At 40.6% G+C, this 13,631-nt stretch carries 12 protein-coding genes; 5 read left to right on the top strand and 7 right to left on the bottom strand.

The features are described from left to right. Positions 1 to 10: 10 nt before the first annotated feature. The 4 genes from DXA13_RS10995 to DXA13_RS11010 all read right to left on the bottom strand — a co-directional run bounded on the left by DXA13_RS10995 (position 11) and on the right by DXA13_RS11010 (position 6,023). Positions 11 to 955, bottom strand: a complete 945-nt coding sequence (locus DXA13_RS10995) for an amidohydrolase family protein (protein WP_118244374.1) — start codon at positions 953 to 955, stop codon at positions 11 to 13. A gap of 61 nt (positions 956 to 1,016) precedes the next feature. Then, positions 1,017 to 2,096 carry a LacI family DNA-binding transcriptional regulator gene (locus tag DXA13_RS11000; protein ID WP_118244377.1) on the bottom strand — a complete coding sequence of 360 codons (1,080 nt, stop codon included), beginning with the start codon at positions 2,094 to 2,096 and terminating at the stop codon, positions 1,017 to 1,019. Between the two features lie 463 nt (positions 2,097 to 2,559). Then, entirely contained in the window at positions 2,560 to 3,840 is a 1,281-nt protein-coding gene (locus tag DXA13_RS11005) for an HNH endonuclease (RefSeq protein ID WP_118244379.1), read from the bottom strand. Beyond that, positions 3,834 to 6,023 (bottom strand): AAA family ATPase, encoded by a 2,190-nt coding sequence (locus tag DXA13_RS11010; RefSeq protein WP_181995629.1) that lies wholly within the window; start codon positions 6,021 to 6,023, stop codon positions 3,834 to 3,836. Before DXA13_RS11010 ends, DXA13_RS11005 begins: the two co-directional genes overlap by 7 nt. Before the next feature lie 530 nt (positions 6,024 to 6,553). Between DXA13_RS11010 and DXA13_RS11020 the strand changes: the two genes are divergently transcribed. The 4 genes from DXA13_RS11020 (at position 6,554) to DXA13_RS11040 (ending at position 10,298) form a co-directional block, all read left to right on the top strand. Further along, on the top strand, positions 6,554 to 7,723 hold the full coding sequence (locus DXA13_RS11020) for a DUF6765 family protein (RefSeq protein WP_118244385.1): 1,170 nt from the start codon (positions 6,554 to 6,556) through the stop codon (positions 7,721 to 7,723). 171 nt (positions 7,724 to 7,894) lie between these two features. Beyond that, the gene (locus DXA13_RS11025) at positions 7,895 to 8,344 is read left to right on the top strand and encodes a hypothetical protein (RefSeq protein WP_118244387.1); all 450 of its coding nucleotides are present in this window, start codon (positions 7,895 to 7,897) and stop codon (positions 8,342 to 8,344) included. 255 nt (positions 8,345 to 8,599) lie between these two features. Next, complete coding sequence (locus tag DXA13_RS11035; RefSeq protein WP_118244392.1) at positions 8,600 to 8,947, top strand: hypothetical protein; 348 nt, start codon at positions 8,600 to 8,602, stop codon at positions 8,945 to 8,947. A 145-nt stretch (positions 8,948 to 9,092) separates the two neighbouring features. Further along, positions 9,093 to 10,298, top strand: coding sequence for a glycosyltransferase family 4 protein (locus DXA13_RS11040; RefSeq protein ID WP_181995630.1), 1,206 nt, complete (start codon positions 9,093 to 9,095; stop codon positions 10,296 to 10,298). Here the strand turns inward: DXA13_RS11040 and DXA13_RS11045 are convergent. Continuing rightward, complete coding sequence (locus tag DXA13_RS11045; RefSeq protein ID WP_118244397.1) at positions 10,295 to 11,044, bottom strand: YegS/Rv2252/BmrU family lipid kinase; 750 nt, start codon at positions 11,042 to 11,044, stop codon at positions 10,295 to 10,297. The two genes, DXA13_RS11040 and DXA13_RS11045, sit on opposite strands and share 4 nt — an antisense overlap. A 312-nt stretch (positions 11,045 to 11,356) precedes the next feature. Here DXA13_RS11045 and DXA13_RS11050 point away from each other — a divergent pair, with 312 nt between their 5' ends. Then, positions 11,357 to 11,557 carry a hypothetical protein gene (locus DXA13_RS11050; protein WP_118244399.1) on the top strand — a complete coding sequence of 67 codons (201 nt, stop codon included), beginning with the start codon at positions 11,357 to 11,359 and terminating at the stop codon, positions 11,555 to 11,557. A 442-nt stretch (positions 11,558 to 11,999) separates the two neighbouring features. Here the strand turns inward: DXA13_RS11050 and DXA13_RS11055 are convergent, their stop codons facing one another. Together DXA13_RS11055 and DXA13_RS11060 are read right to left on the bottom strand one after the other, a co-directional pair. Beyond that, positions 12,000 to 12,935: a glycosyltransferase family 2 protein gene (locus DXA13_RS11055; RefSeq protein ID WP_118244401.1), complete on the bottom strand. Its 936-nt coding sequence runs from the start codon at positions 12,933 to 12,935 to the stop codon at positions 12,000 to 12,002. 53 nt (positions 12,936 to 12,988) lie between these two features. Beyond that, on the bottom strand, positions 12,989 to 13,631 hold a 643-nt coding region (locus tag DXA13_RS11060), incomplete at its 5' end, for a YfhO family protein (RefSeq protein ID WP_147348023.1).

Consider the following 13,631-nt stretch of genomic DNA (forward strand, 5'->3'; position numbering starts at 1 on the left):
ATCGTATCTGCTATTTTTCGAACCAGACCTTTTGTGCTGTCCTTCCAAGGATGTCCTCCAACTCATCATCAGAAAGGAAATCGCAGTGTTTTGTGATGCAGTCTATATGCTGCTGATATGTACATCCCTTGAGTACGGTCGGCATGTCGCTCCCCCACATCAGACGCCCGATCGCTCCCTGTTCTTTCACGGTCTTCACTGCGCCGGCGATCGACGGATACGGGTACTCATCAAATTCTCCTACAATAATCGGAAGCCCGGAGAGATCAAACCACACATTTTCATTGAGATTAAGAATCGACAACGTTTTTTTCAGAAATTCATAATTCTTATGCTCGTCCGGATCCCACAAATGGCTGATCCCCAGATGGGGCAGAATAATTTTCAGCTGAGGATATCTTCTGGCGATCTCCAGCATGCTGTCGATCGGATAATCATACGGTCCTTTTCCCCATCCCATGTCCATCATAAAATATGCATCGTACTTCATGATTTCTTCATAGACAAACGCATTCTCCGGCGCTGTCATGTCAAAGGGAATATCCGGAGCTTCAAATTTCAGTGCTTTATAACCATATTCCCCCAAACAAAGCCTGGCTGTTTCCAGATATTCTTCTTTTACCTGCGGATTCGGCACCCCTACCGAAACGTATCTGTCAGGATATTTCTTTAAAATACTGTTAATATATTCATACTGTTCCCCATAGCACGGCGTCTGCAGAAGCACCACCTTGTCAAATCCCAGAATCTCCTCGTACCTCTGCATTACTTCGATCGGACAGCGGCAGTCTGCATATTCCGGCGGCAGAAACTGTTCTACTTCACCGGCAATTAACGTCTGCCCGTAACTGATCGGCGTATTTGTCCCCGTGTCAAAACGCCTGCCGTGAATCTTGTCCCACACATGGCCGTGGGCCTCGATAAACAGCATATCCCTTCCCCTTACGTGAATCACTTTGTTTCCTCCTTCTCCATTTTGCAAATCTTAATGGAATCTTGCAATCATTGATATGATCCTATCCCATCTTTTTTACAGAATCCTTCATAAGGACTTCGTAATTTAATATAATGCTGTTTTGATGCGCCTGCCTTCCACCGATAATCGAACATAGCATATCCACCGCCGCTTCCCCCATAGCAAATTTCGGCTGATAAACAGTAGACAGCTTCGGTGTCATATAATCCCCCATATAAATGCCGTCGAATCCTGTCAGGCTCAGTTCTTCCGGTATCTTCACCCCCCTCTTTAAAAATTCCTGCATACATTCGATTGCAAACACATCAGATCGTGCAACAAACAGCGCTGATACTTCTCCTATATACTTCATAAACTCGTCAACGACCTTAACCGCGTTGTCGTGAGACGTATCATCTACAAAAAACATGATGTTCTCGTCGATTTCCAGCCCAAGATCCTTCATCGCGTGACGATATCCCCGTTTTCTTTCATTCAGCGTGTGAAGGCTCTGTTCCATGCCGATAAAACCGATTTTTTTATGGCCCAGTTCCGCCAGATGTTCAACCATTTCATAAGCGGCCCTGTAGTTGTCAATTCCCACATATGGGATATTTCCAATGGAAGCATAGCGGTCGACCTGCACAATCGGCAGTTTATCCGCCTGTATGCTTTTCAAAAGCTCATATTCTCCCTGTTCCTGTTCATAAACGCCGCTGACGATGATACCGGCCACCTTTGCCGCCCTCAGTGTATCAATGGAGGCGATTTCATTTTTATAATTCTCATCTGAATCAAACAGCATCACGTTATAGCCCAGCTGCGTGGCTCTCCTCGCTATCCCCTTTGCCAGCTCCGGATAGAAATGGTTGGAGAGATCGGGAATAATCAGCCCGATGGTTGATGAACTCCTTCCCTTTAGTGTCTGTGCGTTGATGTCCGGAAGATAATGGAGCTGCCGGGCGACTTCCCTGACCTTCTGTTCCGTCTTTTCTGAAACCCTTCTCCTCGTCTGTGTCGCCTGATTCTCACTGGAGATACCATTTAGTACGATAGAAGCTGTAGCTACTGATACGCCGGCCGCCACGGCTACATCTCTCAATGTGACTCTCTTTTTTTCAATTTCTACTTCCTTTTTCATCTTTTTTTCATAGCCCTTCTTCCATTTAGTTATACGTATAACCTTTTATTTTTTACTAATTTGCTGATATATACGAAATATTCCACAAATTAGTTCCAGCATTTCCTATTCAATTGTGTTATTTTATCTTAAACGTTTAACTATCTTTTGTTTCAGTTTATACTATTTGTCGTTTTTTGTCAATAGGATTGTTTTATTTTTGTTTATTCTTTCCAAAGCACCTGAAAGTGAATACAAAAATCCAATAAAGACTGCATGAAAAAAGTCAGGCAAGTCAAATTTTCAAAACCGAATTTCACCTTTCGAGCGCCTGCCCATGTTCAAAAATCCGATTTTAAATACTTGACTTACTTGACTATATGGGCCTTTCCCCAATTTTTTCGCTTTCCGCTGCTTTTTCTCGCTAATCTTCTTTTTCTTTTTAAGCGATTTTACAGTACATTCTGGCAAATGATACTTAGCCTTAATTATGTTTCACTACATCATATGTCATTTTAGCCAACAGCTCTTTTCCAAAGTTTTCCTCAGAAAGACTTGTTCCATAAAGGATCCTGTTCTGTTCCTCTTCTGACATCACCAGGCCTTTCGTTAACAGCCTTGACAGGTATCTGCCGTACGCTCCCGATATATTAAATCGTTTCCACAAGATCTCTTTGATGTCCTCTTTGTGATACTGGTAAATTTCGTTCAGCCGGAACATCTCTATATTATTCCTGATCCGTTCCTCAATATCCCTGGGCTGTCCCGGCTGTATCTTCCATTCCAGGTTAAACTTCATGTTTCTCCCCGCACTGGCTTCAGTATTTTCGTAATCCAATGTCAGAATACAACTGTCATTGAATCCTCTGATCGTCGGAAAAAGGATCTTTTTCGTACTTGTCCATTTAAATATCTGGTTACAGGGCTTACAGCATGGCATAAGGTTCCACAGGGACATGGAAAACAGCTGATAAATATCTTTCAGGTACAAGTGGTCCAGGTCTCCCAGATAGCGGCTCCTTCCGTCATCAAAAGGCTGTATATACTGGCGGTTACAGTAAGGGCATACAGAGACATCCATCTTCCTGACCAGGCCGCCGCGGATATCCCCCGGTATATAATCATAGGCAAAGACTTTTTTTATCTTTTCATTCAGTTCTTCCAGCCTGCGGCAGGCCGCCTTATACAGCCGGCCAAATTCCGAAAAATTCTTCGCGTAATCATCTGCCTTTTTTCCCTCCACTGCCATCAGACGATCCAGCTCCTCACCGGAAAACTTGATTATAAACGCCTTCCTCTCCATTTTATACCATGATTTTATTCCACTTTTCCCGCTGCTTTTACTTCCGATTATACCTCCAATCTTTCCGCCACTTAGGCCGCCGCCCGACTTCAGTTCTTTCACAAAAAGGCTGTAAAAGGCCGTAAAATCGCAAAGCTTTCCATATTCCTTAATCCAGTCATACTTTTTCTCCAGACCGCCCCGTTCCAGAAAAAGGATGTCGCATATTTCATCATCCTTTAAATAAGATAAACGTTCTTCGATGGCGGGCGGCGTAGAAGAAACCGGTACGGTTGGAGGAAATGAAGCAGTATACACAGCAGGAGAAGGAGGAAGTGAAGCCCCGGACAAAGTTCCCGATAATGTTGGTGATGGAGGCAGACTCTTTTTCAGGTCATCTGCATGCGCCCTGATTATAGGTAGTATTTTGCTTTTATACCAGTTTTTTATTGAAGTGGAACGAGTATATGTGACCCCTACCATAATTGCCTCCTGAGTGTATGGATTTTTCTCTCCAGCCCTTCCCGGATGATCGGTTCATCGATAATTTGGATTTTCACTTCCAGACGATGCAGCTGCTGTTTCTCTTTTACAAATGCTTCCTTGTTATAAAATTTATTTCTGTCATCGTCCTGATCCTGCCGCCTGTACCGTGCTACTCTTCTATGTCCCAGCTTCTCTTCACTCCACTTGCCCTTCAGGCTGGCTTTCTGCCCTGTCTCCTGGATGGTTTTTCTGTTTTCCTTCTTTTTATTCTCTATGCGGTCTTCCAGCCTCCCCAGCTCTTCCATAATGCCATCGACATACGTTTCTGCGAATGCTCCGAAAGGTGACTCCACAAAAAAGCTGTCCAGTAGAATGTCGTTTATATTACTCATAAATCCATAGGCAGCTTTGCTCTGTACTGTATACCCGTCCCTGCATTCCAGGCAGCAAATATTCTCCTTTGGCACGTCCGACAAAAGAAGGGGCGAATGGGTCGCCATAATAATCTGGTACTGGTAATCCGAAAATGGCTCTGTCTGCAGAAGTTCCGTCAGATTCTTGATAAACTGCCTGGACCACTCCGGATGGAAACGCTCGTCCGGCTCATCTAAGAGCAGGATACAGGTATCCCCCTTCGAATACGCGCTATTTCTCAGGATACCGGAATATAGCGAGGCATACAGCCCAATAAAACGAATCTCTCCGGAGCTGAGATTTTCTACCGATACCCGCAGAAATGCCTCATGGTTCAGCGTATGGCTTTCCTTTTGGTTTCTGTCATAGACCTTCATAAATGGAATCAGGAAATTCTCCTGGCATTCCTTCAACGGGACCGATACCAACTCTCCCCTTTCAAAGTATGGTTCCGGTATCTGTTCAATTGCCCTGCAAAAATCCTCTGCCAGCCGATAGTCTTCCGAATCCAGCAGCATGCCGGAGTCATAGTTTTCTTCATATTCTACCTTCAGCAGTTCTTTCAGGAAGGCCAGAAGGTATCCTTTCCTGTATTCATATCTGGCTTCGGCTCCATTTCCGGCTTCATCCGGCTCCTGGTATTTGATTTTACTGGGAACCTGTTTTCGAATTAAAAGAGTTCCCAGAACATTTTCCAGGTATTTAATTACCATACACTGACGGAAGGTGTATTCCTCTTCCTGCTGATAATTCTTTTTCATATAGGCGCTGATTTGAGGGATTGGCATAGAAAGCAGCTTCTGATCTTCTCCATAGATCAGCCGGCCGACGCTGAATTTGACTTTCCGGTCCGCCTGTGCGGCATAGTCTATAGTTTCAGGCGCTGCGGAATCGTAGGCCTGCTCCTTTTCCCTCAAACGGTCTGACAGCTGAATACGTATTTTGACCGCCGATGGAACGCTGGCAATCTTCTCTTCCATTTCCCGGTTATGTACCGCATCGTACAGATATCTGCAGACACCTGCATAATCCGGCTCTCCTATGTAGGTCCGGCGGAACATAAATCCCAGCCCCCCGTCTTCCATCCTCCTGCTGTTGGAAGAATACCATGGCGCCGGCGTCTGGATATGGTAGGATAAGTAAAGCAGGTGGTTTAACGGATTACTCTTTATACACTTACTTTCAATATACTTCTTTTCAATATGCTTCTTTTTAATATCGTCCTCGATAGAGTTTCCGCCGGATTGTTCGAAAAACTCGCCCGGCATGTCTAGTTCCTGCAAAGCCTGTATACTCCCCGGTACAATATCCTGTTTATTAAAATCATACTGAAATCCCACCGAATAATGGTGCTGAAGCCACATGCCGGATGTTTGGGACCGATCCAGCAGCTCCGGACCATATCCTTCTGCAGCAAATGTATCGCCCGCCAGATGATACAGCGCAAACCATGTATGGCCGGTCTCGGCTGACGGCCAGTTTCTGTCACTATAGGGCGGAAATTCATCCTGCCGGTCTTCCCGCTTCATCCCTAAGAGGTTCAGGATCGTAGACTTCCCGCAGCCGTTTCTCCCGACAATCAGATTCAGGGATTTAATATTTACGCCGAAAATGGGGAAAATGGGGGCTGACTGGGATGATTTCTTTGTTATATGCAGACGATGAGATATTTCGTCGTATTGTATGGCGAAGTCGGTGGAAAAAGGAAAGCCCTGGGATTCGATGCAGCGGGATAGGTGGGCGATGTAGAGATAGATGAGACACATGAAGGGAGCCTCCTTAAAAGTTCTTTTTATCATTTGCTGTATGAATTATATCATGATAAATATAACTTGTATAGAAAAACAGGTCGGTGATGGTAAAATTTCAGATTTTTTAGGAATCCATGTTTTTTATAACGACAATATCAGGAAAAACTATGATATACTGTCCTTAGAGTGGACATTATGTTATGCGCATAACGGTTTCTGCGTCCACTGCAGAAAGCCGGGCGCTAAGTTCCACCGGAGGCTCATGGCCGCGCAGCGGTTATGATGTAGCGTCTTTAAATTGAAAGGGGGAGGATTATGACTAGTACTTTTAACTTAGGGAAGATAAAAACGGTGACATCATGCTTTTAAGCGTAAGCACCCAGGCGGGCTATTTATCCACTACTGTTTTAAAAGACGACAACGATTATAACGATTTATATATCAACCTGGCGTCCTGGTTTCCAAAACCATAATGCCGTCAGCAAGCGTTTTTATGGTTTGCCAAGGTTGATTTTTGTTCATAACACTGAATAAAGGAGGCGCAAATGGATTTTAATTTTCATTACTGCACAGTTAAGGTTTTGGCACGGAAGGCCGGCTTTTCGGAGGAAGACAGCCAGCTGCTGGCGTCTTACTCACAGTTTGTAGATGATTTTGACACCTATCGCGATCTTCATTTTACGGAAGTGCCGGAATATGCCCGCCATCTGGCAACAGAAGGCCCTCTATATTATACGTTTCACCCTGTAACTACGGGATTTAACAGCTTGCTCCTCGATTATCCCAGGCTGCTGACATTAGAAAATCAGAAGAAGATTACCGTGCCTTTCCATTTTATTCCCTTTAACAGCCTGGCTACGATCCCCCGTACAGACCGCGCACGGTACAGAACCCAGCCTTCATATATCGGTGACAGTTCAATGATCTCTGATTTGATGATCCAAGCCCGGAACTATTACTTAGCCAGTGGACAGACTCGAAAATATAAAATCTGCATTGGACTGCTGCTGCATATCTTCGCAGACACTTACGCCCATCAGTATTTTTCAGGATTTAGCGGATGGGAAAACGAGGCTAAGCTGTCCCTCTGCATAAACAATGAAAATGAAGTGAATATCACCAGTAGTCAAATACCAGCTGTATCCTTTCCCCTAGGGCACGCTTCTATCTTACATGCGCCAGATCTCACCTGCGCCAGATTTAACGTGGAGCTTAAAATGAGTGCAAACAGCACCGAACCGCTGGACTATCAACGAAGCAATACATACGACTTCTGCCAGGCGGCCAGAAATATATTGGATTACCTTTTGAGCCTGCAGAAAAGGGATCCTATATCCACGGATGACTGGCGGGCGATGATCCCGAGACTGACACAGGGATTTTTCACCGGATTAGAATCCAATAGAAAAAAACTGATGGAGCATTGGTTTACCCTCTATCCGGATATCGGATTTCATTACGATAAAAATGATATGTATTATGATTTCTTCTCCGTCCCTGAAGACGTCTGCCGCGGAACCGGCATGTCGGAGACAGAAGTTATCGACCAGATTATCCAGAATCCTGTCGCAAAGGAAACAGACGCCCCAATCCTGTTATCAGCCAAAAACGAGGCTTTCTTCCAATATAACGTATTGGCACATTCTGTTCGTTATCGCGTAAATTATGGATTTAGGGTTGCGGGTGGAAGTAAGGACATCGGCGCGGTGTTGTGATCCCCCATAAGAGTCAGATGCATATCCAGAAATGGCCGAATGTCATCCATCACTGCAGGTGAATCGCTTAAGTACTGGGTAAGAGTAACGCTTAGCATAATTAAAAACCAAATATAGAACTGACCTTTTTATTATGATACAATATAATAAAATAGTATTGGAGGGGGTTTCATGAGGCATTCTAATATTAAGCGACGTTTAGCATTAATTGAGTCGAATAAGACGGCACATATAGACCATCGCAAATTGGTAAAACATCGTAGATTGGTAAAACCTGCTTTTATATATTTAACAGTAGTTAGAGGGCTCCGAAAAACCAATCTTACTATCCTCGCTTCAGAACTTCCTCCTTTAGAGTCAATCGGGAAGCACAATGTCAACATTCTTGGATTCAAAAAAAATACTTGTGTACGAATTTCAATTTCTCCCTCAGTTGCTAATGCTATAATAGTAAAATATCAAAGCGATATCAATGTGTCTAGCATTCGGACAAACCTTGTTGTTACTATTAAACGCAATGAAAATTTTAAAATCACTCCCATTACAGGTGGCAGGCGTCCGCCACGTTTACCTGGCGAAAGGAAAATTACAGGAGGTGGTTTAAATTATAGATCTTTCTAAGATATTGCCACTTTTTATGTGGAATATTATTTATGGATATTGTATTATAAAAATATACCACTTTGTAACTTTAAAACGTAACTCAAACAATATAGAACATGTTCTTATTAATTCTTTTGTTGTAGGATTTCTGGTTGATTATTTTACTAATATTGCAGAGGATATTTTTAAAAAATCACGATACAGCCTGTATGGATTTTATGTTTTTCCTCTTTATTAGCCTATAGTATTGCAAAAATATTGCATAACAACAATATGATTTATCAGCTATGCGATTTATTAAAAATCAGTAATAGCCTGAATGATTATATTTGGGACGATTTAATTGATTGGAAAAATCCAACAAAGCTATGTGTTCACTATCCCAATAGAATAATTGAAGGGTATATCCATTTTACAGAAAACTATAGTAACGTTCCCTCTTTATCTCTTGCAGGCTATGTGATTAAAGACAGTTCCGGACAAATATTGATTGATAATCGACATACGGAAAATAAAGTGATTTTTATTGAATTGGATAAATCAGAGTATGTTGAAATTGAATATTACGATAAAAGTTCTATGTGCATTGATATAAAGACATTAGCGAGTAATAATCATTAACTACTCAATATCCTTTATGAAAAATAGCCAGCTCAATAGGTATTATTCTTTACCGCCATTACTACATAGTGCAGCCGGTAACAGTCTCTCTCCTGCGTTATACCAGAAGAAGAAAATCACACTAGAAAAGGTTCGGTATTTAAAAATGGAAATCACCAAAAAAGCGCTATTAGTAACCACCGTAAGTGGTTTTATCCCTCAATTTGAAATGAATAATGTCCGTCTTCTGCAAAAAATGGGGTATGAGGTTCATTATGCCTCTAATTATCATACACCTTCTTATGGTACTGATAATCACCGTTTGGACGGAACCGGTATTATACGCCACCAAATCGATTTCGTTCGCAGTCCATTTAAAGTCAAAAACATAACTGTTTATCGGCAATTACGGGATCTTATGCGTAAAGAACATTTTGATTTAGTCCATTGCCACACACCAATGGGCGGCGTCATGGCCCGTCTTGCCGCACACGCGACTCATACCGCCCCTGTTATTTATACAGCCCATGGTTTTCACTTTTTTAAGGGAGCTTCGCTTATCAACTGGTTGTGTTATTACCCAATGGAATGGTTTTTATCCCGATATACCGATCAGCAAATCTGTATTAATCAAGAAGATTACGAGAGGGCTAAAGGATCATTTCACGCTGCAAACGTAGACTATGTCTCCGGAGTTGGTATTGATCACAAAAAGATTCCGGCCCGAAATGAACTTCTGATTCAGAAGAAAAAGCAGAATTTAGGCTTTCCTTCAGATAAGCTAATTCTATTGTCTTCCGGAGAATTAATAAAGAGAAAGAATCACGAGACCGTTATCCGGGCAATTTCAGAAATCAAAAAAAGACATCAGGATAATCCTGATGTTTCTGTTGATATGCTCTATGTAATATGTGGCCACGGAAAATTAAACGATTACTTGAAAAAGCTCGTTCAGGAACTTCATGTCGAAGATATTGTCACCTTTCTCGGATACAGAGAAGACATGATGGACATTTATCAGACTGCGGATATCTTTGTATTTCCTTCTTATCAGGAAGGGCTACCGATGTCCCTCCTGGAAGCAATGGCCAATGGACTTCCAGTCATATGTTCCGACATCCGCGGAAGCAGAGATCTGATGGGGTGTCCACTGTCAGAAACAGGCGATTTGGAAATCTGCCAAGGCGGCATTATGGTGAAAAAGGCGGATCATGGTGAAGCATATTGTGAGGCGATCCAGTATTTATTCGATAATAAAACGACTTTGCGGAAACTCGGGGAAGCGAATGCTTTAAGGAGCAGGGATTTCAGTATAGAGGTAGTGAGTAAGATGATGGAGAGGGTGTATGGGAGGATGGGGGACAAGCATTAAGAACTAATAATTCTTAATGCTTGTCTGCAATTGCTTATTTCAATTTTTTGTGCTGCTCCACCAAATTCCCCATCCAGTGTCCACTCCATTAAATCTGATTCTACCTTTAGATTACCTGTTTGTATGTAAATAAACATCTTTTCCTCATAAATTTTTTGGCCAAGTAAGCTGACTATTATCTGCTGTAACTCATTCAGACTTTGAGGCGTTCTAATTAACAAAACTTCAAATAAACCATCATCCAAAACTACATCTTGACTTACCGGATTCTTGAAGCCACCTATTGATAATGAATTCATTACTAAACCAATACAAAATTCGCCCTTCTCAATTTTTCCATCATATACAATTGTTAAGGAATATGATTTAATATCCGTCACTTTTTGTATTCCCTTTAGAAGATACGCAAAATGGCCAAGTATATTTTTAGTCCACTGCGGCGTTGAATAGGATACTTCGGCCAAACTTCCAAAAGCAGCTACATATACAAAATACTGGTCATTAAACTTCCCGATATCGATCCTCCGTTCAGCGCTCATGCAGCTTTGCTTTAATATTTCTGTAAAGTCTGAACTAAATCCCAATGTACGGGCAAAATCATTGGTAGAACCCACGGGGAGATATCCAATTGGTAAGTCGCACCCTATTTCCATGCATCGGGAAATAACGTTATTTAGTGTACCATCACCACCAGCGCATATTAAAAGATCGAGGTATTTATTTCGAACTTTAGAATTTCTCTTAATTCATATGATGTTCCTGTAGGCAATGCTGTCACTAGATATCCTTCTTTAGTATAAAACTCGATAATAGAATAAATACGATTTACGATCTGCGCTTTACCTGCAACTGGGTTAAAAACAAACAATAGTTTTTTCACTATGTATTACTCCATTATAATGTATTTTTGATTATTACAAGGATCTGCTAAATAAAGTAAACGCTCAATAGCCAGTACCTTGTCCACAACTGAAACTCATGGCATAATTACTCCATAGTTTAAAGTATAAAAAGTTGAGTACTAAACTTTTTATTCTCTCTACAAGGAGGTTAGTACCATGAAAACCAAGGCAAAATTAGTTGCCGAATCTGTTCGTTTGAAACAATGGAGTCAACAGATCCGTGAATGTCAAAACTGTCCTGTCGGCTTGACAAAGAATGACTGGTGCTGGCTGCAGGGAATTACAAAAGCTAACCACTATTATCGACTACGCCGCGGCCGCCAGGCAGTGCTAAACTACACAGCAGAAGAAAACTAAAGTCGCAAACAGATCCTTGACTTTGTGGAGCTTCCCGCATCGGCTGGCTGTTTGTCTCCGGTAATACCTAATAAATAGACAATGTCGGAAAAGTCAGCTGCATAGATTGTTATCTGTGGAAATAATGGTATTGCAATTGATGTTTTCCCTGAAACATCACCAGAGCGCATAACTGTGACCCAACAATTTTCAAGGTACTGGCTATTGAGCGTTTACTCTTTAACTTTCATCAGCAAAGGATTATATGTGACCACTACCTTGTAATGCCTATATACTAATTACCAGAAAAATTAGTTAACACAAAAATAGTATTCAATAATAGGCCTTTTTAAAAAATGTTATTTATAGCTTTTATCACAAGTAAATAATTCGATGGAGTTACTTTACCGTATAATTTTCACATTCTTAAGAGGAAACTTATTTCCACAACATAACAAAATAATCAACTTTTTTCTTGATATGAAATAAACTCCCTCTCAATAAAAATGGGCCTATTTTTTACTTCAATATGAACTCTTGCTAAATATTCACCGAGTACGCCTAATACAGTCAATTGAATTCCCCCCATTAAAAGAATTAGTACGATAATTGTTGGATATCCTGGAACTTCAATCCCCAAAATTATTTTTTGACCTATAACAACTAACATATATATTAATGCTAATACTGAAGTAATTCCTCCTAACATAGTTGCAATTTTTAATGGAACTGTCGAAAATGATACTATTCCTTCTACTGCATATCTAAAGAGTTTTCTAAATGACCATGATGATTGTCCAGCATTTCTTTCGGCTACTTCATATGGCCTGTAATATACATTAAAACCCACCCATGAAAATATCCCTTTTGAAAACCTAAAATTTTCTTCTAGCCTTAAAATTGCATCAACAACAGGTCTCCTAAACGTCCGAAAGTCACTAGCCCCTTTATAGAACTCTACTTCGCTCATGGAATTAATTAATTTATAGAAGACATCTTTAAATGCCTTTAAAATCCTTCCTTCTTTTCTTGCTTCCTGATATGCTGCAACTTCATCATACTCATGGTTATGATCCAAAAAATCAACCATCTCTTTTACTACTTCTATTGGCTGCTGCAAATCAGCATCTATTATTGTTACATATTCTCCAACAGATTTTTTTAGCCCTGCAAACATTGCTGCTTCCTTTCCAAAATTACGTGAAAAGTTAATAATAACAAGATTATCCTTACACTCTTGAAATAGATCTTTCAATACCTTTATAGTATTATCCTTGCTACCATCATTTATATATATAATCTCATATTCAATTTCACATAAAATTTCTTTTACTTTTTCATAAAACACACGAACATTAGCCTCTTCATTATAACATGGTACAACCAATGACAGTTTCATTCGTTTTTTTTCACTCCTTTTCGGATATATAATATAAAGAAAGAATATTATACTTATATAGATATAACCGTACCTAATTTCAAATAAGGCAACTGATATATCAACTTCACACTGTTTTCTCCTTGTTCCACTGGTAGCATAATTAGAGCATTGCAACCCGTTTTAATATTAACTCTTTTACCATTGACATATGCTTTCCATCCACGTTCATTTGGTATAGTTAACAAGATATTCCCGTCTTCTTCAACTGTAATCCTTCCCTCCACATTTCCATCAGAAAAATGAGAAACTTCAAATGCATTATTTTTCAAATAAGTTATCACATCTTGAAACATCCCCATATCCAATCTGTAAAATACAGGATGTACCTGGTTTTCACCTACTAACGATTGGTGTCTAAAGGATATTGTATGCTCATCTGAAGCCTTCCCTATGTTAAATACCCTATAGCTTAACCACCTTTGGTAGTTGCAACGATAGATCCCATCAATGTGCAGTTCTACATCCTGATTATCTACATCTGCTAAACCATAGACTAAATCATTCCATGGCGTTTTATCTATAATATAATCTATCTTCCCATTTTCTTCTATAACCTGATAATATATAGGTTCAAATAGCCTTATTTCTTCCCCTAATATATTCGAATATATTGCATTTTGGAATTCAAAATTATTATTATTTATTTGTATAAAA

This window comes from Clostridium sp. AM58-1XD, assembly GCF_003464085.1.
Lineage (GTDB): Bacteria > Bacillota > Clostridia > Lachnospirales > Lachnospiraceae > Lachnoclostridium_A.